The sequence below is a fragment of the Rouxiella badensis genome (genome assembly GCF_002093665.1).
GTDB lineage: Bacteria > Pseudomonadota > Gammaproteobacteria > Enterobacterales > Enterobacteriaceae > Rouxiella > Rouxiella badensis.
This window is the reverse complement of the sequence record NZ_MRWE01000003.1, coordinates 18,979-41,471: the sequence shown is the minus strand read 5'-3', so window position 1 is coordinate 41,471 and position 22,493 is coordinate 18,979. Positions and strand designations below refer to the sequence as shown.

The 22,493-nt window shown below is 53.0% G+C and carries 24 protein-coding genes; 5 read left to right on the top strand and 19 right to left on the bottom strand.

The genetic code is table 11. The features are described from left to right. The first annotated feature begins 84 nt into the window (after nt 1-84). Nucleotides 85-981, top strand: a complete 897-nt coding sequence (locus BS640_RS02535) for a LysR family transcriptional regulator (protein WP_026110500.1) — start codon at nt 85-87, stop codon at nt 979-981. A 34-nt stretch (nt 982-1,015) separates the two neighbouring features. Here BS640_RS02535 and BS640_RS02530 read toward each other — a convergent pair whose 3' ends face one another. The 10 genes from BS640_RS02530 to BS640_RS02485 all read right to left on the bottom strand — a co-directional run bounded on the left by BS640_RS02530 (nt 1,016) and on the right by BS640_RS02485 (nt 8,209). Then, a complete protein-coding gene (locus BS640_RS02530; protein ID WP_084911800.1) occupies nt 1,016-2,002 on the bottom strand; it encodes a glutathione S-transferase family protein in 987 nt (328 codons plus the stop codon). Nucleotides 2,003-2,176: 174 nt separating this feature from the next. Further along, entirely contained in the window at nt 2,177-2,569 is a 393-nt protein-coding gene (locus tag BS640_RS02525; protein WP_084911798.1) for a DoxX family protein, read from the bottom strand. Nucleotides 2,570-2,917: 348 nt separating this feature from the next. Continuing rightward, nucleotides 2,918-3,202, bottom strand: coding sequence for a YqjK-like family protein (locus BS640_RS02520; RefSeq protein ID WP_017491682.1), 285 nt, complete (start codon nt 3,200-3,202; stop codon nt 2,918-2,920). Beyond that, the gene (locus BS640_RS02515; RefSeq protein ID WP_026110501.1) at nt 3,199-3,606 is read right to left on the bottom strand and encodes a phage holin family protein; all 408 of its coding nucleotides are present in this window, start codon (nt 3,604-3,606) and stop codon (nt 3,199-3,201) included. Before BS640_RS02515 ends, BS640_RS02520 begins: the two co-directional genes overlap by 4 nt. Nucleotides 3,607-3,608: 2 nt before the next feature. Further along, nucleotides 3,609-3,914 carry an ElaB/YgaM/YqjD family protein gene (locus BS640_RS02510; protein WP_017491684.1) on the bottom strand — a complete coding sequence of 102 codons (306 nt, stop codon included), beginning with the start codon at nt 3,912-3,914 and terminating at the stop codon, nt 3,609-3,611. Nucleotides 3,915-4,015: 101 nt separating this feature from the next. Further along, entirely contained in the window at nt 4,016-4,393 is a 378-nt protein-coding gene (locus BS640_RS02505) for a DUF1090 domain-containing protein (protein ID WP_026110502.1), read from the bottom strand. A gap of 179 nt (nt 4,394-4,572) precedes the next feature. Further along, complete coding sequence (mzrA, locus tag BS640_RS02500) at nt 4,573-4,962, bottom strand: EnvZ/OmpR regulon moderator MzrA (RefSeq protein ID WP_017491686.1); 390 nt, start codon at nt 4,960-4,962, stop codon at nt 4,573-4,575. A gap of 28 nt (nt 4,963-4,990) precedes the next feature. After that, nucleotides 4,991-5,671, bottom strand: a complete 681-nt coding sequence (locus BS640_RS02495; RefSeq protein WP_017491687.1) for a DedA family protein — start codon at nt 5,669-5,671, stop codon at nt 4,991-4,993. A gap of 303 nt (nt 5,672-5,974) precedes the next feature. Next, nucleotides 5,975-6,757, bottom strand: coding sequence for a transcriptional regulator ExuR (gene exuR / locus BS640_RS02490; RefSeq protein ID WP_017491688.1), 783 nt, complete (start codon nt 6,755-6,757; stop codon nt 5,975-5,977). A gap of 159 nt (nt 6,758-6,916) precedes the next feature. After that, nucleotides 6,917-8,209, bottom strand: coding sequence for an MFS transporter (locus BS640_RS02485; RefSeq protein WP_017491689.1), 1,293 nt, complete (start codon nt 8,207-8,209; stop codon nt 6,917-6,919). A 425-nt stretch (nt 8,210-8,634) separates the two neighbouring features. Here BS640_RS02485 and uxaC point away from each other — a divergent pair, with 425 nt between their 5' ends. The 3 genes from uxaC (at nt 8,635) to BS640_RS02470 (ending at nt 12,309) form a co-directional block, all read left to right on the top strand. Then, the gene (gene uxaC, locus BS640_RS02480) at nt 8,635-10,047 is read left to right on the top strand and encodes a glucuronate isomerase (RefSeq protein WP_084911796.1); all 1,413 of its coding nucleotides are present in this window, start codon (nt 8,635-8,637) and stop codon (nt 10,045-10,047) included. 80 nt (nt 10,048-10,127) lie between these two features. Next, nucleotides 10,128-11,618 (top strand): UxaA family hydrolase, encoded by a 1,491-nt coding sequence (locus BS640_RS02475; RefSeq protein WP_084911794.1) that lies wholly within the window; start codon nt 10,128-10,130, stop codon nt 11,616-11,618. A 127-nt stretch (nt 11,619-11,745) separates the two neighbouring features. Then, complete coding sequence (locus tag BS640_RS02470; RefSeq protein ID WP_017491692.1) at nt 11,746-12,309, top strand: YgjV family protein; 564 nt, start codon at nt 11,746-11,748, stop codon at nt 12,307-12,309. Between the two features lie 35 nt (nt 12,310-12,344). Here the strand turns inward: BS640_RS02470 and BS640_RS02465 are convergent, their stop codons facing one another. The 9 genes from BS640_RS02465 to argF form a co-directional block, all read right to left on the bottom strand. Then, the gene (locus BS640_RS02465; protein WP_017491693.1) at nt 12,345-13,076 is read right to left on the bottom strand and encodes a proteasome-type protease; all 732 of its coding nucleotides are present in this window, start codon (nt 13,074-13,076) and stop codon (nt 12,345-12,347) included. A gap of 68 nt (nt 13,077-13,144) precedes the next feature. Next, nucleotides 13,145-13,939: a transglutaminase family protein gene (locus BS640_RS02460; protein ID WP_017491694.1), complete on the bottom strand. Its 795-nt coding sequence runs from the start codon at nt 13,937-13,939 to the stop codon at nt 13,145-13,147. Further along, nucleotides 13,936-14,862, bottom strand: coding sequence for an alpha-E domain-containing protein (locus BS640_RS02455; protein ID WP_017491695.1), 927 nt, complete (start codon nt 14,860-14,862; stop codon nt 13,936-13,938). Before BS640_RS02455 ends, BS640_RS02460 begins: the two co-directional genes overlap by 4 nt. Next, a complete protein-coding gene (locus BS640_RS02450; RefSeq protein ID WP_017491696.1) occupies nt 14,856-16,292 on the bottom strand; it encodes a circularly permuted type 2 ATP-grasp protein in 1,437 nt (478 codons plus the stop codon). Before BS640_RS02450 ends, BS640_RS02455 begins: the two co-directional genes overlap by 7 nt. A 333-nt stretch (nt 16,293-16,625) precedes the next feature. Further along, nucleotides 16,626-17,012, bottom strand: coding sequence for a 2-iminobutanoate/2-iminopropanoate deaminase (gene ridA, locus BS640_RS02445; RefSeq protein WP_017491697.1), 387 nt, complete (start codon nt 17,010-17,012; stop codon nt 16,626-16,628). Between the two features lie 99 nt (nt 17,013-17,111). After that, the gene (pyrI, locus tag BS640_RS02440; protein ID WP_017491698.1) at nt 17,112-17,576 is read right to left on the bottom strand and encodes an aspartate carbamoyltransferase regulatory subunit; all 465 of its coding nucleotides are present in this window, start codon (nt 17,574-17,576) and stop codon (nt 17,112-17,114) included. Between the two features lie 10 nt (nt 17,577-17,586). After that, nucleotides 17,587-18,522 carry an aspartate carbamoyltransferase gene (gene pyrB, locus BS640_RS02435; protein WP_017491699.1) on the bottom strand — a complete coding sequence of 312 codons (936 nt, stop codon included), beginning with the start codon at nt 18,520-18,522 and terminating at the stop codon, nt 17,587-17,589. A 226-nt stretch (nt 18,523-18,748) separates the two neighbouring features. Continuing rightward, a complete protein-coding gene (locus tag BS640_RS02430; protein WP_084911792.1) occupies nt 18,749-20,569 on the bottom strand; it encodes an alpha-amylase family glycosyl hydrolase in 1,821 nt (606 codons plus the stop codon). A 174-nt stretch (nt 20,570-20,743) separates the two neighbouring features. Further along, nucleotides 20,744-21,751 carry an ornithine carbamoyltransferase gene (argF, locus tag BS640_RS02425; protein WP_017491701.1) on the bottom strand — a complete coding sequence of 336 codons (1,008 nt, stop codon included), beginning with the start codon at nt 21,749-21,751 and terminating at the stop codon, nt 20,744-20,746. Between the two features lie 160 nt (nt 21,752-21,911). Between argF and rraB the strand changes: the two genes are divergently transcribed. Further along, nucleotides 21,912-22,379 (top strand): ribonuclease E inhibitor RraB, encoded by a 468-nt coding sequence (gene rraB / locus BS640_RS02420; protein ID WP_017491702.1) that lies wholly within the window; start codon nt 21,912-21,914, stop codon nt 22,377-22,379. Nucleotides 22,380-22,493 lie beyond the last annotated feature (114 nt).

Genomic DNA, 22,493 nt, shown 5'->3' with positions numbered 1-22,493 from the left:
TAGATAAATGGTAAGCGTCTGGACGCATGATTGTTAGCCAGTTAATCTGGTCGCTATATTCAAATTTCCTGACAGAGAAAAATAATGGCTAAGGATCGAGCGTTAACTCTTGAAGCATTGAGAGTTATGGATGCAATTGACCGTCGAGGAAGCTTTGCCGCGGCGGCAGATGAGCTCGGACGCGTACCCTCTGCGTTGAGTTATACCATGCAAAAGCTCGAGGAAGAGTTGGATGTCGTGCTGTTTGACCGTTCAGGGCATCGCACAAAATTCACCAACGTCGGCCGAATGCTGCTTGAGCGCGGTCGCGTATTGCTTGAAGCCGCAGACAAACTGACCGTTGACGCCGAGGCGTTGGCGCGCGGTTGGGAGACCCATATCACCATCGTGTGTGAGGCACTGGCCCCCGCGGCTCAACTTTTTCCGCTGATTGAGAAACTGGCCCTCAAGGCCAATACGCAGGTCTCGCTTATCACCGAAGTGCTGGCGGGCGCATGGGAAAGGCTAGAAAACGGCCGTGCTGATATCGTTATCGCACCGGATATGCACTTCCGCTCCTCGTCTGAAATCAACAGCCGCAAACTTTATAAGCTGATGAGCGTTTACGTCGCGGCCCCGGACCATCCTATTCATCTCGAGGCGGAACCGCTTTCCGAGGTAAGCCGGGTGAAATATCGCGGCATTGCGGTTGCGGATACGGCGCGAGAACGCCCGGTCCTTACCGTACAACTTCTTGATAAACAACAGCGTTTGACCGTCAGCAGCCTGCAGGAAAAACGTCTGGCGCTGCTCGCCGGGCTCGGCGTGGCGACGATGCCTTACCCGATGGTGGAACAGGATATTGCCGAGGGGCGTTTGCGGGTTGTGAGTGCAGAATACAATCGCGAAGCGGACATCATCATGGCCTGGCGTCGCGACAGCATGGGCGAGGCAAAGGCTTGGTTCTTAAGAGAAATCCCTAAACTACTCGCCACCCGATAAACGTTTCCCCCCACAGTGCCGTGGGGGAAACGGGTTAACCAAACCGCACATCGCGCCCGTGGGCTGCGTCTAAATCCTGCGCCGGTCCCGTAGAAATAATGCCGTAGGGGTTAATCGTTGCGTGGCTGCGGTAGTAGTGATTGCGGATGTGCGCGAAGTCCACCGTCTCGGCAATGCCCGGCATCTGATAGATATCACGCAGGAATCCGTACAGGTTCGGGTAGTCGCTGATACGGTATCTGTCGCACTTGAAGTGCGTGACATACACCGGGTCAAAGCGCACCAGCGTGGTCCACAGGCGCAAGTCGGCCTCGGTCAGCTGATTGCCGGTGAGATAACGCTGCTTCTCGAGAAGGGTCTCAGCACGTTCCAGCGCGGCAAATACGCCGTCCACTGCGTCGTCATAGGCCTCCTGACCGGTCGCAAATCCTGCCTTGTAAACGCCATTGTTGATCTGCGGATAGATCCACTCATTGACCTCATCAATCGCCGATCGCAGCGAGGGTGGGTAATAATCGCCTGCACGCGCGCCCACAGCATCAAAAGCGCTGTTGAACATACGCATGATATCGGCTGATTCGTTGCTAACGATGGTTTGCAGCTTCTTATCCCACAGGATAGGCACCGTGACCCGGCCGGTGTAATCGTTTTGCGCGCGCAGGTAAATCTCGTAGGCATAGTTGAGGTGGTAGAGCGAGTCGCCTGTCGCTGCCGGGAAATCGGTGGCAAAGGTCCAACCGTTTTCGAGCATTAAAGGATGTACCACCGAAACAGGAATGAGATGTTCGAGGCCTTTCAGCGAACGCATGATAAGCGTGCGATGTGCCCAGGGGCAAGCCAGCGAGACATAGAGATGATAACGGTCTTTTTCGGCAGTAAATCCTCCCACGCCGTGTGGGCCAGGTTCGCCGTCAGGCGTTATCCAGTGACGAAACTGCGACGTCGAGCGTTTAAAGTGCCCACCGGTTGATTTGGTATCGTACCAGACGTCCTGCCATTTACCTTCGACCAGTTGTCCCATGGTGACTCTCCTCTTGGTCCCGAAGCCGTCGGGCTATCACTTTGATAAAAAGCGAAAATAAAATCTAATAAAGGCGAGGTGAAAATTCACCTCGCCCGAGATAATGCCTGCCGATGATTCACTGACTCAAGTATAGCCTGTCATTTTCTTCACCGGCTTTAGGCCGTGCGGAGCTTACCAGTTCTTTTTCAGCAGGCGGTCGATGCTGTAAGCGCCTGGACCTGAAGCAAACAGCACCAGGAAGCCGCCTGCGATGCTCAGGTTTTTCATGAACATCATCTGGTTAACAGGAACCGAGAAGTCCACGTGGAACAGCAGCGCCGTCAGAATCGTGAAGATAGCCGTAATAAGCGCGGTGGTACGGGTAAAGAAGCCAAACAGAATCGCCAGACCCCCCCCAAACTCGAGCAGGATGGTCAGCGGCAGGAAGAAGCTCGGCACGCCTGCTGTAGCCATGTAGGCCGCAGTGGCAGAGTAAGCGTGCATTTTTCCCCAGCCTGCAACGATAAACAGGATTGGCATCAGGATACGGGTGACCACCAGTGAAGCGTTTTGTACTTTGTTCATTATCATTGACTCCGATTAACACCAAAAAAATTGGCTTTAATATTAGGTTTTTTTTAAGGCTCAACCGGTTTGTATCCCTTGTTCAGCCTTGTCTGTGTTGATGGAGTTGATAATAAGGGGGAATAATTCACTTTGTTAGCAAGTAAAACTGTCTTTAGTCATCAAATAAACTGAATTAGTTTGCTAATGATTTTTGGCGGGCATAAAGCGGCACAGGTAAATATTTAATAACTAAATGAAATAGTTTCGGGCAGTTAGCCCGTTGGCCAATCTGCCCAGAGAAGAAATTGCGTTTTGTGAGAATAATTGATGATTCGGAAAGAGATGAGGTGAAAAAGAGCGTAGGAATCAGTTTTTGGAGAAGGTTTTTTGGAACAGACGCACCGTTCCCCATAGGCTAAAGGCTCTTTTTGACCAGCGGATAAGGCGACTAGGGTGTCGGATACTGTAAATAGCCAACGCGCTAGAAGCGACGACCAGATACTTACGCGCATCGACAACTTTCACCCAAACTTGATCGAGCTTGGTGGTTGCTATCAGCCATTCTTCTTTGGCGACCGCAAGATCGGCGCGTTCGCGCTCGATCTTGCGTAGCAATCTGGCTTTTTCGATTACCGGCGAGGGTTTGCTCATTCGAGGTCTTCCTTCTCCAGTAAGGCACGGTCAATCTTGAGCTGTCTGCGAGACGCGCTGAGCAAGGTTGAACGGCGAGCTTTACTGATAGTCCAAATGCCCAGAATAATCGCCAGCAGCAGCAGGACTGCCGTGGTGGTGCCCATTGCCATGAGTCGATAGGCCGGATCAATCGCCCAGAATAAAACAACCAGCAGGCTCATCAAGCCAAATGCGGTGAAAATCAGGGTAATGCAGGCCATTAGCAGCAGCTGAAAAAGATTGGCTTTCTCTTCCTCAAGTTCTACAACGACCAGCCTCAGTCGCGTTTCAACCATCCCGACTAAAATCGTCACGATGCGCTGAGCGCTGTCGAGTATGCCCCTTCCCGGACCCTGTGGTGGCGTTTTTGGAGTCTCAGCCATAATTAACGGCGAGCTATAAGAACGCCAATGACAAGGCCGACTGCTGCGCCAATGCCAATGCCGGTCCACGGTTTGTCGTGAACGTAATCGTCAGCTTTGCCTGCAATCTCTTTCGTTTGACTGGCAAGTTTTTCGCCGGTATCACCCAGACGTGAACGTGTATCTTTCAGTAAGCCTTCTGCTTTGCTGCGCAGTTTGTCTAGCTCGGCTTTTGGCTTATCCGTGGAGCTTTGGAGCACTTCTTCAAGCGTATCTGCCAATGATTTCAGTTCAGCACGCAGATTGTCGGACGTTGAGTTACTAGCCATAATTCGTCACTCCATAACTTTATGATAAGAATATTAAACATAGCGGATTTTAACGGCAGTGCAAATGCGATTTCTCTGGGTAATCGGTTAATATAGAACGATTAACGTGTCGAAACCTCATTGAGTTCGTGCAGAGATTCATCTAGCTTCTTCTGCTGTTTAGCAATTTTGTCTTTGTCGCCAGTGGCCTGCGCTTTTTTCAACTCTCGCGTTCTTTCGTTAACTTTTTCCTGTTTTTCGGCGATTTTTTGTTGTTTATCTGCCTGCAAACCGGATTCCGTGCAGTGCTCCTGGCTTTCAGTCAACGCTTTTTGCAACCCCGCGATCTGCTCTTTGTTGTTGTGCTGATGGGCGTATTCCAGCTGCTGTTTTATTTCTTGCTGTTTAGTCGCACAGGTTTGTGGGGGCGTTGACGCATAGGCTGAAGTGGCCAGCGCGATCGCCGGTAAGGCCAAAAGCGTCGCTAAAGTGGTTTTCATCATGTCTTATCCTTGTTAGTAAAAATCCTTGCAGGCCAGAGGCAGTCGTTTTGGTAACGCCCATACGCCGGGCCGAACGGTAAAAACGATTTTGTAAGGTAACTATAGTGAGGGGGAGGCGAATTGGCTATTAAGCGAACTCTTAAACAGAAAGAAGTGAGAAATTATAGGGAAATTGATTAACCGAAATGGGACTGGTCACGGTTAAATTTATTGGCCCACTCATGGGAAGGTTCATGACTGTAAGGTTGAATTTTATAGCCAGAGGGCAGAATCGACTTCAGGGTTTCCTGCGCCAAATGCTGCTGTATGGAGGAGTGAAGCTTCACAACCAGGCTGCCGTTGGCAGGCGTGATACTTTCGATCTCCACGCCGCGTTGGCTCAGTCCCTGATACAGCGTAAAGCCATCGGGTAAGTCTTCACCGGTATGAGCAGGGCTGATTTTCAGCGCGTCGCTGTTTTCTGGAGTTTTAGGAAACGCAATAACACCGACCGTTGTCAGCATCAGCAGAACCAAAAATGTCAGTGGCCAGAGGATATAGCCTTTTGAGAACGCGAATTTCAACATGCGTAAAATCCTGTCAGGCGCTGCGAGTTCATGCATTTTTGCCTTTAGCCACGCGATTGGCCTTTTTCTTTTTCCATAACACCACCACCGAGCCTAAGAGACCGACGACCAGTAACAGCAGCGGGAGCAGCATCAGGCAGAGCATTAGTTGGTCTTCATACTTCCTAAACAGCGGCGTTTTGCCGATGGCATAGCCAAGACTGGTCAGAATCGCTATCCACAGGAAGGCGCTGATCCAGTTAAAAAACTGAAAACGTGCGTTACTGAGGCCGGATAATCCGGCAATGGTCGGCAACAGTGTGCGAACGAAGGCTAAAAAACGCCCGACCAGCAGCGCCGACAGTCCGTGGCGATGAAACAGCTGATGCGCGCGTTCGTGATACTGTACGGGCAGATGCGCTAGCCACCCCTGCACGACGCGGGAGTTGCCGAGCCATCGGCCCTGAATGTAACTCAACCAGCAGCCCAGACTGGCCGCCGTGGTCAGCAGGACGAGCGTCAGTGGAAAACTCATCGCGCCTTTGGCAATCAGTACGCCAACCAGAATCAGCAGGCTGTCGCCCGGCAGGAAAGCCGCTGGCAGCAGGCCATTCTCAAGGAAAATAATCGTGAACAGCACGATATACAAAGTCCAAACCAGCGAGGGGTTGGCCAATGTCTCGTAATCTTGCTGCCAAAGGGCATGCATGAGTGAGCTGATAATTTCCATGTGGCTAAGAAACTCCGTAATGCACTAAGCCCGGGATCCAAGAATGCCCGCGATTCAAGAATGTTGCTTTCGCCAAAAGGCCGTAAGAAAACTGGTCTAACTGTAACAAAGTATCAATCATCGAAACAGGCAATTCTGGCGAATAGTGGGCTTTGGTTTAACTTTTGAGGGGGTTTTTACACAGGCTGACATTACTGCACGAAGTTTGACAGCCTGAGGGCCGCGAAGTAGACAGCAGGCGGCTTTCAGAAAGCCGCCGCTAACAAAATGGAAAGTGAAATACTTGTTGCGGGAGAGTGCCGTTTAGGCTTTTTTCTGACCGAGTACCGTAGAGTCGAGATGCACAACCGGGTTCTCGGTGTAAAGATAGCGGTCGACGTTGAATTCGAAATCGTCGCTGGTGGCGCGAAACAGCATTTGCTTGGTATTTTCGAGATGTTGCCACATTGCCAGTTTGGCAGCATTGGGGTCGCGGCGGATGAGCGCCTTCAGAATAAGGTCGTGATCCTCACACCAGCTTTCAATCGATTTTTCATCAATATGCTCGTGCAGCTTGCGCCAATAGGGGTTGTGCAGACGCTGGCTCCACATCTTCTCAACAATGCTTGCTAACGCACTGTTCTGCGTGGATTGCGCAACCTGAATGTGAAACTGCAGGTCCCATTGTGAATCGCGGAAACGGTCTTCCTGACGCGCCTGCTCCTGAATCTCCATCAGGCGTATGATGTCCTGTTTGGTCACCTGCGTTGCCGCGAACTCGGCAATATTGCTTTCGATGAGCTGACGCGCCTGAAGCAGTTCGAACGGGCCCGCCGACGCAAACTCGCCTTCCGAGTCGGTCACCACCAGATTTCGTTGCTGGTTCGACATCACGTGTATGCCTGACCCCTTACGAACCTCAACGTAGCCTTCCACTTCCAGCATGATGATCGCCTCGCGCACTACGGTACGGCTGACGCTCATCTCTTCGGAGATCAGGCGCTCGGCGGGAAGTTTCTCGCCCACGGGATAGACGCCTTTCTCCACGCGGTCTTTTAGCGTGGCAGCAAGCTGTTGGTAAAGACGTCTGGATTCGGTCGGTTCCATGGTTAAGGCTCTTTGGTTAGCAAAATAAGAATAAGGAGAGGTTGTGACCACTTGTTATACCAGTATACGAGCAATTGCGTCATCGGGGAAAGGGAATGCCCGTCCTGACGCCATCTCTTCATAGAAGACTCAGGAGATTAAGACGGGCTAAGAAAAAACTCAGGCTTTTGCCGCGTGCATCGGTACGGATACCGGGTTAACGGCGGAGCGATTTTGCAGTACGGTCCAGATGATGATAGCGCCCAGCAGGTCGAAGACCGAGAGGGCGGCGAACAGCGGGCTGAAGCCAATGGTGTCGGCCAGTGCACCGACCACCAGCGCAAACAGCGTACTGGCTGTCCACGCTGCCATGCCGGTCAATCCGTTTGCCGTCGCCACCTCATTGCGGCCAAACACGTCTGAAGAGAGCGTGATAAGCGAGCCTGACAACGACTGGTGGGCAAAGCCGCCGACGCAAAGCAGGGCGATAGCGACGTAGGGACTGGTGAACAAACCGATCAGGCCTGGGCCAATCATCAATACCGCACCCATGGTGACCACCAGTTTGCGGGACACTATCAGGTTAACCTTGAAGTATTTTTGGAACAAAGTTGGCAAATATCCGCCGATAATGCAGCCAAGATCGGCGAACAGCATGGGCAGCCAGGCAAACATCGCAATCTCTTTCAGGTTGAAGCCGTAAACCTTGAACATAAACAGCGGGATCCAGGCATTGAAAGTCCCCCACGCAGGTTCTGCCAGAAAGCGTGGCAGCGCGATGCCCCAGAATTGACGGTTGCGCAGTATTTCCCGGACTGACATCTTTTTCTGATTGGTCGTGTGATGCTGAGTTTCCTGACCGCCGAGAATGTATTCACGCTCTTCTTCACTCAGCTTTTTCTGGTCTTTCGGATGCTTGTAGAACACCAGCCAGCACAGTGCCCAAATCAGGCTCAGTGCGCCGGTGATAATAAACGCCAGCTGCCAGCTGTGCATCACAATCGCCCACACCACCAGCGGTGGCGCAATCATGCCGCCTATGGAAGAGCCGACGTTGAAATAGCCGACGGCTATTGAACGCTCCTTGGCGGGAAACCATTCGCTGCTGGCTTTGAGACCGGCGGGGATCATTGCCGCTTCTGCCATACCTACTGCGCCGCGTGCGATAGCCAGTCCGCCCCAACTGCTGGCCAGCGCCGTGGCGGCGCAGAACAATGCCCACAGAATGGCGAACATCGCGTAGCCGACCTTGGTGCCCATGATGTCCAGCACGTAGCCGGCAACGGGTTGCATGAGGGTGTAGCAGGCGGAGTAGGCGGCGATAATATACGAATACTGTTGAGTGGTGACATGAAGTTGATCTTGTAACGTGGGTGCCGCAACGGCAATAGCGTTGCGTGTCAGATAACCCAGAATGGTACCAACCGTCACGAGCGCGATCATGTACCAGCGTAACCCTTTGATCTTACGCATTCAAATCTCTCCAATAAAAGAAGCAAGCTGTGGATTGCACGTCTGCAGGTCTCGTCGTCAAGGGGACAACCATGCCGCGTGAACCGCTGAACGTTGTGGCAAACGATCACAACTTGATCTTCACAGGGCGAAATCAAGATAACTTGTCATACAGATTTAAAATTTGAGTGACATCACAAAATCACTTTTAAAGAGTGTGGATAATAGCGCTCAGAATGATTTATGTGACAAAAATATCAAAATCAGTGATTTATGGGTATTTTTGTGATCTGTTTCGCAATTATCACGCCAGCAAAGGCCATAAATAGCGCTGGACTGTATCTTAAATTGGTGTGATAACTTTGTTTAACGCAGTGATAACTCAGATCGAACTCAGGACTCAATCAGGTCTTTATCAGATCGCAATGGAACAAGAGGAAGCCAACATGTCGCAGTTTTTACCGGAAGATTTCCTGCTGGACACTGAAGTTGCCCGTCGCCTGTATCATGAATACGCCAAAGACCAACCGATATTTGATTACCATTGCCATCTGCCGCCTGAGCAAATCGCGCAGAACTATCGTTTCAAGAATCTGTATGACATCTGGTTGAAGGGCGATCACTATAAATGGCGTGCGATGCGGGCTAACGGCGTGGCGGAATCTCTGTGTACCGGCGACGCAACCGACAGGCAAAAGTTTGACGCCTGGGCTGCTACGGTTCCTCACACCCTGGGTAATCCTCTGTATATCTGGACTCATCTCGAGTTACGTCGTCCTTTTGGTATCACAGGCAAGCTGCTTTCACCGGCGACGGCGGATGAAATCTGGGACAAAACGCAAGAGCAACTGGCGCAGGACAGCTTCTCGGCGCGTGGGATCATGCAGCAGATGAATGTCAAAATGGCGGGCACTACCGACGATCCTGTTGATTCGCTGGAACACCACAAGGTCATTGCTGATGACCCCTCTTTTAAAATCAAGGTATTGCCGAGCTGGCGGCCTGATAAAGCCTTTAACATCGATGCTCCTGGATTTAATGACTATCTGCAGCGCCTGTCGCAGGTTTCTGATACCGAAATTTCCCGTTTTAGCACCCTGTGTGACGCCTTGAAAAAACGCCTGGATCACTTTGCGGCGCACGGTTGTAAGGTGTCGGATCACGCGCTTGACGTGGTGGTGTATGCCGAAGCCGATGAGACAACGCTGGACGGGATTCTGACGCGTCGCCTGAGCGGCAAGCTGCCGACTCAACAAGAAAGTGCGCAATTCAAGACCGCTGTGCTGCTGTTCCTGGGTTCTGAATATCACCGCCGTGAATGGGCGCAGCAGTACCACATCGGGGCGCTGCGCAATAACAACACCAAAATGCTCGAAGTTCTGGGTCCTGACGTTGGTTTTGATTCCATCAACGATAGGCCACTGGCCGAGCCACTGTCCCGCTTGCTGGGCGCACAGGGCAAAAACGGTGGCCTACCGAAGACCATTCTTTATGGGCTTAACCCGCGCGACAACGAGGTTCTTGCCACTATGGCCGGCAACTTCCAGGGCGAGGGCGTACGCGGCAAGATGCAGTATGGCTCCGCCTGGTGGTTTAACGATCAAAAGGACGGCATGCAGCGTCAGATGTTGCAACTGGCGAACATGGGTCTACTGAGCCGCTTCGTCGGTATGCTGACCGACAGCCGCAGCTTCCTGTCCTATACGCGTCATGAATATTTCCGTCGCATCCTGTGCCAGATGATCGGTCGCTGGGTTGCAGAGGGGGAAGCGCCGAACGACATCAACCTACTGGGCGAAATGGTCAAAAATATCTGTTTCGACAATGCCAAAGAGTATTTCGGCATCGAACTGAATTAGTCCCGCACGTCGGTACTGAATATCGAGAGAACATCGTGGAATGCGCGCAGCAGCTACGGCAGAGGGTTAAGAGGTTGTCTATGAAAAGTACGATTCAAATTCATTCCACAGATAATGTTGCCGTTGCGCTGCGTGATTTGGCCGAGGGGGAACAGATTGAGGTCGCCGGTCAGGCGATTCAGCTGGTTCAGCCGGTAGTGCGTGGCCACAAATTCGCTCTTCGGGTCATCGACAGCGGAGAGAACATCATCAAGTACGGTTTGCCGATTGGCCATGCGCTTAGCGTAATAGCCGCCGGGGAGCATATCCATTCTCAGAATGCCAAGACGAATCTCAATAGCCTGGATGAATATCAGTACCAGCCTGCCTTCAATCAGATTCCCGGGCAAAAGGCTGACAGAGAGGTCTCAATCTATCGCCGAGATAATGGCTTGGTCGGTATTCGCAACGAGCTATGGATAGTGCCAACGGTGGGTTGTGTAAACGGCATCGCCCGTATGATCCAGCAACGTTTCCTTAAGGAAACCGCGCAGGCGGAAGGGATCGATGGCGTACATATTTTCACTCACCCGTTCGGCTGCTCACAGTTGGGACAAGATCATGAAAATACGCGCGTTATGTTGCAAAACATGGTCCGTCATCCTAACGCCGGTGCGGTGCTGGTGATTGGTCTGGGCTGTGAAAACAATCAGGTTGACGTGTTCCGTGAGACCCTCGGTGAGGTCGACGAACAGCGCGTACGCTTTATGGTGTGTCAGAAATTTGATGATGAAGTCGAGGCGGGCGTTGAACGTCTGCACGAACTCTATCAGGCGATGCTGGTCGATAAACGCACGCCGGGGAAACTCAGCGAGCTGAAGTTCGGGCTGGAATGCGGCGGATCAGACGGGCTGTCTGGGATCACTGCGAATCCGCTGCTCGGTCGTTTCTCCGACTACGTGATAGCTAACGGGGGGACTTCAGTATTAACCGAAGTGCCAGAGATGTTTGGTGCCGAGCGCATTTTGATGAGCCGCTGCCGTGATGAGGCGACTTTTGAGAAGACCGTCAGCATGGTCAACGACTTTAAAAAGTACTTCATTGCTCATCAGCAGCCGATTTACGAGAACCCGTCGCCGGGCAACAAGGCGGGGGGAATAACGACGCTTGAAGAGAAATCGCTGGGCTGTACGCAAAAGGCCGGTCAGAGCCAGGTGGTGGACGTGCTGAAATACGGCGAACGTCTTCGCCAGCCTGGGCTGAATCTGCTTAGCGCACCGGGTAACGACGCGGTCGCGACCAGCGCACTGGCCGGAGCAGGTTGCCATATGGTGTTGTTCAGCACCGGTCGTGGTACGCCTTATGGCGGCTTTGTGCCGACCATCAAACTGGCGACCAACAGCGAGCTGGCCAACAAGAAACCGCACTGGATTGATTTCGATGCGGGCCGTTTGATCCACGATACGCCGATGGATCAGTTGCTCGACGAATTCGTCTCGTTGATCGTAGAGATAGCCAACGGCAAACAGAGTAAAAATGAGCTCAATGATTTTCGCGAATTAGCCATTTTTAAAAGCGGGGTCACATTGTAACAATTGTTAAATAAGGCTAGCATAATGCGGCGTTTTGTTAAAAAACGCCGCAGCTTTCTGCCTGTCGTCCCCCGCAATCGGTACACAAACAGAAGGTTTTTTCCGGGTATCACGGGGACGTCGCACTATGTCGCTTTACTGGTTCGCTCAAGGTGTTGGTTTACTCGCTTTTTGCGTGGGTATTACCATGTTTTTCAACCGTAGCGATCGCCGTTTTAAACAACAGCTTTCCGCCTACAGCGCCATTATCGGCGTGCATTTTATCCTGATGGGGGCCAATGCCGCAGGCAGCACCGCGCTGCTCAACGCCGTCCGCACTCAGCTGGCGCTACGCACCCGCAGTCAGTGGGTGATGCTGGTCTTCATCTCGCTCACGCTTATCTTCGGCCTCGGCAAGGCCAAACACCTGATGGAGCTGCTGCCGGTTATCGGCACGGTGGTGAGTACCTGGGCGCTGTTTCGCACCAGCGGCATGAAAACGCGCTGTATCATGTGGTGCTCAACCTGCGGCTGGGTGGCGCATAACGTCTGGCTGGGATCGATTGGCGGTACGCTGATCGAGGGCAGTTTCCTGATAATGAACGGTTTTAATATCGTACGTTTCTATCGGATGCAGCGGCGCGGCATCGATCCTTTCGCGGTCGAGACCCAGCTGGAGAAGAAAGAAGAGGCACAGGCCGAAGCAGCCTGAAAAAACGGCCCTCAGCATGAAGGCCGTGCAACACGTCAGTTATCGAGCTTTAGCGGCGGCAGCTGGGCAAAAATGCTCAGCAATCCTTCGCCCCAGCCTTTGCGGATCATGGCGAAATAGGGATGATCTTCGGTGATACGGTATTGCTGCGCGGTGCTGAAACTGTCCTTAGGATAGATCATCACGTCGAGCGGCAGACCGACCGAGAGGTTGCTGCGCAGCGTCGAATCCATCGAAATCAGGGCGCACTGCATCGCTTGATCCAGCGCCGTATCGTAGCTCAGCACGCGATCGATAATCGGCTTGCCGTATTTGCTTTCACCCACCTGAAAATACGGCGTATCGTGCGTGGCCTCAATAAAATTGCCCTGTGGATAGACGTGGAACAGGCGCAGACCTTCGTCCTTGATTTGCCCCCCGAGCAGCAAATTACAGCTAAAGTCGGTCATTCCCCCCTGATTGGCACCGCTGTCGCGAGCTATCACTTCCCGCACCGTTTCTCCCAGCAGGCTCGCGGCGTCGTACATTGACTCCACGTTAAGCATATTGGGCATCTGCGGATCCAGACAGCGACGATGCAACAGGCTGAGAATGCTCTGTGTGGTCGCCAGATTGCCGGCACTCTGAATCACCATCACGCGTTCATCGCTCTGATGAAAGACGTGCAGTTTGCGGAAAGTGGAAATATGGTCCACCCCAGCATTGGTTCGCGAGTCCGAAACAAAAACCAGGCCAGAGGACAATCGCATGGCCACACAGTAAGTCATACCAGTTACCTATATTCAGTCAGGGTTGTGATGGATCAACGGCTATTTAGTGAGACTTTGTTCTTAAGTTATTGGGGAACATCGAGTATCTGCACCGCCGCAATAGTGTGCATATCTTCGCAGCCGCCCCCTAACCGAATGCCGCGCACCGGGCAGGCATCAAGATAATCTATACCGATAGCGAGTTTCAAATGTTGATTGGGCTGGCAAGTATTATTGGTCACGTCAAAACTTTGCCAACGCCCGTCGAGCCAGGCCTCTGCCCAGGCGTGGGTCGCCACGTGTTCGCTGTCCTGGCTATAGAGATAGCCGCTGACGTAGCGCGCCGGAATTGCCAGACTGCGACAGCAGGCGAGGAACACGTGGGTATGATCCTGACAGACACCCTGCTGGGCGCTAAACGCCTGCGCGGCGCTGTCTTTCACCGTCGTGGTGCCCGGACTGTAAGGCATCTTGAGCAGCAGTTCACCCATCAGGTTGCACAAGCTTTCATGCTGAGCCTGCGGACGGTAGTAGCGCGAGGCGAAGTCACGAATCGCGCCGTCGGCGTGGGTCAGCGGGCTGGTGCGCAGAAAGACCAGCGGGGAAAGATGGCCGAAGTTATCGTCCTCGGCGTTGTCCTCAATCTCGACCACGCCGTTGGCTTCGATAGTGATCGCCTGATGCGGCTGGTCGAGGGTCAATACGTGCAGCACATTGCCATAGGCGTCGGTGGTGCGCGTGGCGTATTCAGGCAGGCTAAGCTCCCAAGTCAGGATTTTCTGGTGGCTCGAGTTCTGCGGCGTCAGGCGCAGATACTGGGTGCTGCGTTTGACCTGCTGAGCATAGGTGTAATGCGTCTTATGACTGACGTTAAGTTTCATTGTGCCTCCAGATAGGTATGGTGAATGCTCTCGGCAATCGCATTAGTTTGGCTGAGGAAATCGTTCAACCATTGGCTGAGCCCAATTTCCTGAATTTCGGCGAGCGTTGAGAAGCGCAGTTGGGCATGGAGGGTATGAGCACGACGGCGCGGCAGATTGCCCGCGGTGCCGCCGATGAGTTCGAGCTGTTCGGTGATAACCTCGACGCAGGCCAGCAGCGAGCGAGGCAGTTCGCGGCGCAGGATCAGCAGGTCAGAGATGGTTTCTCTGCTAAGCTGCTGTTTATAAAGGCTATGAAAAGCCTCGCGGGCGCTGACCGCTCGCAGCAGTGTGTCCATCCGATAATATTCACGCACCGGATCCTCGTCGGCGTCGAGCAGCTGGTTTTTCGCTTCGAGCAGGCGTGCGGTACTGTCCGCACGCTCCAGCATGGTACCGAGACGAATAAAATACAGCGCATCGCTGCGCAGCAAGGTGCCAAACATCGCGCCACGAAACAGGTGGGATCGCTCTTTGACCCAGTCAAAGAAGCTGTCCGCACCGGCGGATCCCACGCCCTGACGGCGGATCTGTTTCATCTCGATCCACGAGGCGTTAATGCTTTCCCAGACTTCGGACGACAGGCTGCCGCGCACCGCGTGGGCATTGTTCCAGGCCATCTGCATGCAGCTGAAAATGCTGCTGTGGTTATTACTGTCGAGCGCAAAGAAGTGCAGCAGGTTATTCATGGTGACCTGCTGATAGGTTTCGTTGAACAGCGACTGGGTGCCGGTCAGGAACAGCGGCACCATCAGGTCATGGTTGCTGTCGCGAATCGACATCATCGACAGTTTGTTGGTGACGTCCATCAGGCGAGCAATGTTTTCTGCGCGTTCCAGATAGCGGGCCATCCAATAGAGTTCACTGGCTGTTCTGCTTAGCATGCGTCATCCTCCAAAACCCAGGTATCCTTGGTGCCCCCACCCTGAGACGAATTTACCACCAATGAGCCTTCGGCCAGCGCCACGCGGGTCAGGCCGCCGGGAACCAATCGAATTTCTGCACCGGTAAGCGCAAAGGGACGCAGGTCGATGTGCCGCGGTGCCAGTCCTTCCTCCACGAAGGTCGGGCAGGTCGAGAGTGCCAGCGTATTCTGGGCAATATAGTTGTCCGGTCTGGCCTTGAGCAGCTCACGAAAGGTGGCGATTTCCGCCTGCGTGGCTTTCGGGCCGATCAGCATGCCGTATCCGCCAGCGCCGTGAACCTCTTTAACCACCATGTGTTCCAGATTGGCCAGCACGTAGGAGAGATCTTTTTCTTTACGACACTGCCAGGTTGGCACGTTGTTGAGGATAGGATCCTCAGACAGATAGAAGCGGATCATCTCCGGGACATAAGGATAGATAGACTTGTCGTCGGCGACGCCGGTACCGATGGCATTGGCCAGCACCACGCCACCGGCGCGATACACCGACAATAGTCCCGGCACGCCGAGCATCGAGTCGGCGCGGAAGGCCAGAGGATCCAGGAATGCGTCATCGAGGCGGCGATAGATAACGTCAACCTTGCAAGGACCAGCGGTGGTACGCATAAACACGGCACCTTCCTTGACGAACAGATCCACGCTTTCAACCAGCTCGACGCCCATTTGCTGCGCCAGGAAGCTGTGTTCGAAATAGGCGCTGTTGAAACGGCCCGGCGTCAGCACCACGACGGTCGGATCGTTCACCGGCGTGCTTTCACGCAGCGTTTGCAGCAGGTGGGAAGGATAACGGGAAACCGGCGCGATCCGCTGTTCGCTAAACAATTCAGGATAAAGCCGCATCATCATTTTGCGGTTTTCCATCATGTAAGAGACGCCGGACGGGGTGCGCAGGTTGTCTTCGAGCACGTAATACTCGCCGTCACCCCCGCGAACCATGTCAGTTCCTGCAATGTGCGCGTAAGTATTCCGATGTAAATCAACACCCTGCATGCAAGGCTGATACTGCTCGTTGGCCAATACCTGTTCGGCAGGCACCAGACCCGCCTTGAGGATCTTCTGGTCGTGGTAGATATCATGCAGGAAGCAGTTCAACGCCTGCACCCGCTGGCGAATGCCTCGGTCGAGCATTTGCCACTCTTTGGCCGGAATAATGCGCGGCACGCTGTCAAAAGGGATCAGGCGTTCTGCGCCGTCATCGTCCCCGTACACGTTAAAGGTAATCCCCACCCGGTGAAACAACAGCGCGGCTTCCTCTTTCTTGCGCTGCACGGCCTGTTGGTCGGCCTGCTGTAACCATTGCCAGTAGGCTTTGTAATGACTGCGGTGTTGCCCTTCAGCCATTAACATCTCATCAAAAAAGGGTGAATCGGAAAGGTCAATATTGATCATCATCACCTCACTGACATTACAGGCTAGGGTTGGTGCACAACTTCCATTTTGGTCAGGCCCTAATCACTGATGGGCCAAAACATTAACGCGGCAAGAATTAATACGCATAAAGTGTGCCAGCGTGCAAAAGCGGCCGAAAATCGTTGAAAAGGAGGGAGTATCGCGCTTTTTTAGTGCGCATCACGGCGCGCTTTAGCTAAAAATGAGCAAAAAAAGTGCACCATTTTTAAGTATGGTCGTTGATGAAGCATTCACAAGTGAATGAAAGAGGAGGGCGAGGACAAAAACAAAAAAGGCCAGCGCGGAGGCTGACCTTTTTAGAAGCAATGAGGCTTAGCGACGAATCGCGATCGCTTCAATCTCGATGTTCACGTCTTTTGGCAGACGCGCAACTTCAACGCAAGAGCGAGCAGGGAAAGGCGCATTATGCTCGGTGAAGAACGCTTCGTAGGTGGCGTTGACGGTCGCAAAATCGTTAAGATCTTTCACGAAAACGGTAGTTTTCACGATATCGGCCACTTTCAGGCCTGCGGCTTCAACGATAGCCTGCACGTTCTCCAGTGACTGGCGTGCCTGAGACGCGATGTCTTCCGCCACGTTGCCGGTTTTAGGATCGACAGGAATCTGGCCGGAAGTGATGATCATGCTGCCGAGATCGACGCCCTGAACATAAGGACCGATAGCTGCAGGGGCATTTTCTGTACTGATTTCGCGAGACATATGAGTTCCTTGTTGAATTAAAAAGCCGAGTCGTGATGAAAAATCATCAGGACAGTATAAGGAGCGGGGAACAATAAATCATCCCCGATTCTTCGCGGCCTATTCGTTATTCAGGACCACCTGATGCTCGAACTCTTTCTCGCAGTACTTGCACTGCAAATGCACTTCATTGTGACGATTCTTCACCGAAAAACTCGACGCGACCGGCTCGAAGCGACTGATGCAGTTGCCGTTAGGGCAGCGCAGCACGCCTTCGATACGGTCCGGCAGGCTCGGTTGCAGCTTCTTGACTACCACGTAGTCATCGATGCGATTGACCGTCGCGTGCGGCGCGTACACCGCCAGCTGATTGACCTGTGACTCGGTCAAAAAGGTGTTCTCAATTTTGATGATGTCTTTGCGGCCAAGCTCGTTGGACGGCAGATTCAGCCCGATGGTAATACGCTGGTCTGTCTCGGTCAGTTTGAACAGAGACAGCAGCTTGAAACCTATCTGCGCCGGAATATGGTCGATTACGGTGCCACACTTGATGGCTTCTACCTGGAGTTTGTTGTCGTGGGTCATGATGCGCTCCTTATTCGCCTGTCTCTGCGTTGAGTACCAGTGCCAGCAAGGCCTGGCGTGCGTAAATCCCGTTACCGGCCTGCTGGAAGTACCAGGCGTAAGGGGTGCTGTCGACGTCGGTAGTAATTTCATCGATACGCGGCAGCGGGTGCAGTACCTTGAGGTGCGGCTGGGCATCGGCAAGATCGGCAGCGCGCAGGATGAACTGGGCTTTCACGTTGGCGTACTCTGACGGGTCCAGACGCTCTTTCTGTACGCGGGTCATGTACAGAATGTCCAGCTCTGGCACCACCTCGTCGATACTCTCGTGCAGGCTGTACTCGATGCCTTTCTCTTCCAGCAGGTTGAGGATGTATTCTGGCATCGCCAGTGCGTCCGGCGCGATGAAGTAGAAGCGGTTGCCGTTAAACTTCGCCAGCGCCTGCGCCAGGCTGTGCACCGTACGGCCGTATTTCAGGTCGCCGACCATCGCGATTTTGATATTGTCGAGACGGCCCTGGGTTTCCTGAATGGTAAACAGATCGAGCAGGGTTTGCGTCGGATGCTGGTTGGCACCGTCGCCAGCGTTGAGAATTGGAATACCGTGCGAGAACTCAGTCGCCAGACGCGCCGCGCCCTCCTGCGGGTGACGCATCACAATCGCGTCGACGTAGGTCCCAATCACCGAGATGGTGTCGGCCAGGGTTTCCCCTTTCTTGCCAAGCGAGGTATTGCTGCCGTCGGCAAAGCCGACTACCGATGCGCCGAGGCGATGAATAGAGGTCTCAAACGACAGGCGGGTACGGGTTGAAGCTTCAAAAAAGCAACTGGCAATCACCTTATGTTTCAACAGTTCAGGCTGCGGATTGGCTTTCAGGCTAGCGGCGGTGTCCAGCACTAGCTCCAGCTCTTCGCGGCTGAGATCGTTAATTGAAATAATGTGTTTTTGATACAGCGGATTAGCCATTGTCGCTCTCCTTTACGATGATAGACAAAAAAAAGCCCCTCAATGAGGGGCTTTTTGCGATCGATTAAAAACAGGTAATACCATTGGGAGAGGCAACGGCTGAACGCCGCCGACAGGCACTGGGTTCGGTGAAGCATCGAAGCGCAATGTGGTGTTGATCATGTCATTCTCCCGGCAAATTGTGGCGCATTATACGCGCACATATGCTGCCTGCAAGAGGGTGACTTCACCTTTTTGCTTTCTTTGTTCGGCCGGTGAGCAATCGATTGGCATCAGACCTTTTCAGCGAGATGAAAATCTTTTTACGCCAGCGCCGCAGCCTGCCCAGACGTTCGGGGGCCTTGAGTTTGTGTTCAATCCATACCACCTGCCAAGGCTGGAGGCGCATCTGCCCGCTGAATGGCTCTCCGCTAATCAAGTCTTTGCCCTCAACGGCGAGCTTAAAGGGCTGCGACTGACTGCTGATATTAAAAATGCAGCTGATGCGGTTTTCCGATTTTGGATCGTAACGCTCGAAGGCGAAGAGTTTCTCGCTCAACTCAAAGATTCGCTGACCCGCCTGCGGGGAGAATGCCGGATGGGTGCGGCGTATTTCGATCAATCTTTTCAAGCCGTTGAACACTTCGGATCGTAGCGATCCTTTTTTCTCCAGCTCGGCTTCAACCTCGTCGAGATGCAGCTTCTTACGGTTGATACGGCGACTCAGGCCAGACTGATGCATCCCCTCGAGATCGTTCTCACTGCCGAGCAGGCTGTGAATATAAATCGCCGGAACACCCATAAATGCCAGCAGCAGCGACTGCGCCGCCAGAAATTTTCGCGTCTTGAGCTCGACGCTATCGTCCGCCTCTGTGATGGCGCTGAGATAGTTGATATTCAGCTCATACGGAGAATGCGTGCCGTCGCCGTTGTCTTTATAGGACACGCGGCCCTCCTTGCGCAGCGTTTCCTGGGCGAGATATTTTCGCTCGTCATCATCAAGGAAAGTCTCGGTAGGACGCAGGCCGATGCCGTCGTGGCTGGAAAGGAAGTTGAAATAGGTGGTTTTCGGGTAGTGCGCCTCCGCGTTTAGCCCCTGTGCCCACTGAGTCAGCTTGCGGGTGTCTTCGCGCAGGAAGGCGTGCAGGGTCAGCGGCGGCAGTGCGAACTGGTACACCATGTGCGCCTCGTCGCCTTCACCAAAGTAGCTGATGTTTTCATTATGTGGCACGTTGGTTTCGGTAATGATGCGGGTCCCCGGAATGACCTCATCGAGAATGGTACGCCACAGTTTGATGATGTTATGCGTCTGTGGGCGGTGGATACAGGTGGTGCCCATCTCCTTCCAGATATAGCCGATAGCATCGAGACGGATGGACTGCGCGCCGCTGGCCGCGTACTGCAATATCACGTCGATACTCTCGAGCAGTACCTGCGGATTTTTAAAGTTGATGTCTATCTGGTCTTCACTGAAGGTGGTCCACAGGTAGAGCTCGGTGCCGTCGGCCTTGATAAAAGGTGTCAGCAGTGGCGAAGCGCGCGGACGTACAACGCGGCTGTAGTCGAGCTCTGGGTTGGCTTCGATAAAGTAGTCATGATAGTACGGGTCATCTTTGATGTAGCCTTTCAGCCATTCGCTTGAGCGTGATATATGGTTGATCACGCAGTCAAACATCATGTTGAAGTTGGCAGAGAGATGATGAATATCACTCCACCCGCCCAGATGTTCATCGATACGGCGATAATCAATCACGCTGAAGCCGTCGTCGGAACTGTAGGGGTACATCGGCAGAATATGAATGTCGGAGATAATATCTTTCAGGTGTTTCTGTGCGAAATGATTCAGCGTAGCGAGCGGCGGTTTATCCGGCTGAGAAATAGTATCGCCATAGGTGATGAGATAGATATTGGTGCCGTCTACCCACTGCGACGACCGGTGTGCACCGTAATTCCATTTCTCACCGAGATGCAGAATTTTTTTAATCAGATCGCCAATGTGTTCTTTGGGATAGACCCTGCTCAGCAAGCTTTCCAGGCGAAGCACGAACTCGGGATTCACAGCACCCATAACAGTTCCCTTTTTTATTCACATGCTAAAAGGTTAGTTGATAAACAGGGTTGCCGAGGGGGAAAGCGGGTTAAAAAGTGCAACATTGCATAAAAAAATGCATAAATAACGCATAGCTGAAAGCCAGCCCGTCGGCACGACCAACGGGCTTACGCGGCATTAAGCAAATCGTGCTTACAGGGTGCCGAGCGTGGCGACCATCACCGCTTTTATGCTGTGCATACGGTTTTCGGCCTGATCGAACACCACGCTATGCGCGGATTCAAACACTTCATCCGAGACTTCCATACCGCCTTTCAGGTCGTACTCTTCGGCCATCTGACGACCGAGCGTCGTTTGACCGTCGTGGAAAGCGGGCAGGCAGTGCAGGAACTTCACGTTAGGGTTGCCGGTCTTGGCAATCATCGCCATGTTAACCTGATAAGGACGCAGCAGGTTGATGCGCTCTTTCCAGGCCTCCTTCGGTTCGCCCATCGACACCCAAACGTCGGTGTAGAGGAAATCTGCCCCCTTGACGCCCGTATCGATGTCTTCGGTCAGAGTGATCGAACCGCCGTTTTGCTCAGCCAGATGTCGGCAACTTTCGACCAGCTCGGCGTCAGGCCAGCAGGCGGAAGGCGCGACGAGACGCAGGTCCAGCCCGCACAGCGCGGCGGCTTCGAGCAGTGAGTTGCCCATATTGTTGCGCGCATCACCGAGATAGGCGAGAGACATTTGCGACAGAGTTTTACCCGGCAGATGCTCTTTCATGGTCAGCAGGTCGGCCAGAAGCTGGGTAGGATGGAACTCATTAGTCAGCCCGTTCCATACCGGCACACCGGCGTGTTCGGCCAATGTTTCAACGATTTCCTGACCGAAACCGCGATACTGGATACCGTCGTACATTCTTCCCAGCACGCGAGCGGTGTCTTTCATCGACTCTTTATGGCCAATCTGGCTGCCGCTTGGGCCGAGGTAAGTAACCTGTGCTCCCTGATCGTATGCGGCAACTTCGAAAGAGCATCGGGTGCGGGTCGAGTCTTTTTCGAAGATGAGCGCAATGTTTTTGCCTTTCAGGTAAGGCTTCTCGCTGCCGTTTTTCTTGGCAGTTTTCAAATCTGCAGAGAGCTTCAGCAGGGTTTCAAGTTCTGAGGGGGTAAAATCCAGCAGCCTAAGAAAATGGCGTTTACTTAACAGACTCATGTGTCTATCTCCGAAACTTATCCAATGAATTAAAATTCAATTTATATGTATGAATATGCAATTACAACCCCCAAGTAAAAACTTTATCGTTTATGTTGGAGGCAAGCCGTCTGCTGTGTGAAAATAGCGTCTAAACGTCATATTGATTGAGGACTGAGGCATGGCAAACCGTGAATTGCTAGACGAACAACGTGAAGAGACCCGCTTAATCATCGAAGAGCTGTTGGAAGACGGCAGCGATCCTGACGCGCTTTACACTATTGAGCATCATTTCTCCTCCGAGAAATTCGAAGTTTTAGAGCGAGCAGCGGTAGAGGCTTTCAAACTGGGCTACGAAGTGACCGATGCTGAAGAGCTAGAAGTTGAAGATGGCTCAACGGTAATGTGCTGCGACGTGATAAGCGAAGTTGCGCTTAACGCCGAGATAATCGACGCACAGGTTGAGCAGCTGGTGGCGCTGGCGGAAGCTAACGGCGTCAACTACGACGGCTGGGGCACTTATTTCGAAGACCCTAACGGCGAAGACGGCGACGAAGAAGAATACGACGAAGAAGATGAAGAAGAAGACGAGGCTGCGCCTAAGTCTAAAAGCATCGTCGATAAAGATGACGACGGCAAACGCCACTAAGTCTTTATATTACTCTGCTGCGCGTCGGTGATACGGCGTTGGAAGCGGGCTCGTCCTGGTTCAGCAGATGAAGAATGAGTCGTTAAGTTCAAATATAAAAAAAGCCGACGATGT

Bases quoted from the DNA above. Each gene is read 5' to 3' on its own strand.
- ridA (WP_017491697.1), bottom strand. From the start codon at position 17,012: ATGTCTCGCGAAATCAGTACAGAAAATGCCCCTGCAGCTATCGGTCCT.
- BS640_RS02505 (WP_026110502.1), bottom strand. From the start codon at position 4,393: ATGAAAACCACTTTAGCGACGCTTTTGGCCTTACCGGCGATCGCGCTG.
- BS640_RS02475 (WP_084911794.1), top strand. From the start codon at position 10,128: ATGAAAAGTACGATTCAAATTCATTCCACAGATAATGTTGCCGTTGCG.
- pyrI (WP_017491698.1), bottom strand. From the start codon at position 17,576: ATGACCCACGACAACAAACTCCAGGTAGAAGCCATCAAGTGTGGCACC.
- BS640_RS02485 (WP_017491689.1), bottom strand. From the start codon at position 8,209: ATGCGTAAGATCAAAGGGTTACGCTGGTACATGATCGCGCTCGTGACG.
- BS640_RS02460 (WP_017491694.1), bottom strand. From the start codon at position 13,939: ATGAAACTTAACGTCAGTCATAAGACGCATTACACCTATGCTCAGCAG.
- pyrB (WP_017491699.1), bottom strand. From the start codon at position 18,522: ATGGCTAATCCGCTGTATCAAAAACACATTATTTCAATTAACGATCTC.
- rraB (WP_017491702.1), top strand. From the start codon at position 21,912: ATGGCAAACCGTGAATTGCTAGACGAACAACGTGAAGAGACCCGCTTA.
- BS640_RS02520 (WP_017491682.1), bottom strand. From the start codon at position 3,202: ATGAGCAAACCCTCGCCGGTAATCGAAAAAGCCAGATTGCTACGCAAG.
- BS640_RS02515 (WP_026110501.1), bottom strand. From the start codon at position 3,606: ATGGCTGAGACTCCAAAAACGCCACCACAGGGTCCGGGAAGGGGCATA.
- BS640_RS02455 (WP_017491695.1), bottom strand. From the start codon at position 14,862: ATGCTAAGCAGAACAGCCAGTGAACTCTATTGGATGGCCCGCTATCTG.
- BS640_RS02430 (WP_084911792.1), bottom strand. From the start codon at position 20,569: ATGGGTGCTGTGAATCCCGAGTTCGTGCTTCGCCTGGAAAGCTTGCTG.
- mzrA (WP_017491686.1), bottom strand. From the start codon at position 4,962: ATGTTGAAATTCGCGTTCTCAAAAGGCTATATCCTCTGGCCACTGACA.
- exuR (WP_017491688.1), bottom strand. From the start codon at position 6,757: ATGGAACCGACCGAATCCAGACGTCTTTACCAACAGCTTGCTGCCACG.
- BS640_RS02465 (WP_017491693.1), bottom strand. From the start codon at position 13,076: ATGACTTACTGTGTGGCCATGCGATTGTCCTCTGGCCTGGTTTTTGTT.
- BS640_RS02525 (WP_084911798.1), bottom strand. From the start codon at position 2,569: ATGAACAAAGTACAAAACGCTTCACTGGTGGTCACCCGTATCCTGATG.
- BS640_RS02495 (WP_017491687.1), bottom strand. From the start codon at position 5,671: ATGGAAATTATCAGCTCACTCATGCATGCCCTTTGGCAGCAAGATTAC.
- BS640_RS02510 (WP_017491684.1), bottom strand. From the start codon at position 3,914: ATGGCTAGTAACTCAACGTCCGACAATCTGCGTGCTGAACTGAAATCA.
- argF (WP_017491701.1), bottom strand. From the start codon at position 21,751: ATGAGTCTGTTAAGTAAACGCCATTTTCTTAGGCTGCTGGATTTTACC.
- BS640_RS02470 (WP_017491692.1), top strand. From the start codon at position 11,746: ATGTCGCTTTACTGGTTCGCTCAAGGTGTTGGTTTACTCGCTTTTTGC.
- BS640_RS02530 (WP_084911800.1), bottom strand. From the start codon at position 2,002: ATGGGACAACTGGTCGAAGGTAAATGGCAGGACGTCTGGTACGATACC.
- BS640_RS02535 (WP_026110500.1), top strand. From the start codon at position 85: ATGGCTAAGGATCGAGCGTTAACTCTTGAAGCATTGAGAGTTATGGAT.
- BS640_RS02450 (WP_017491696.1), bottom strand. From the start codon at position 16,292: ATGATCAATATTGACCTTTCCGATTCACCCTTTTTTGATGAGATGTTA.
- uxaC (WP_084911796.1), top strand. From the start codon at position 8,635: ATGTCGCAGTTTTTACCGGAAGATTTCCTGCTGGACACTGAAGTTGCC.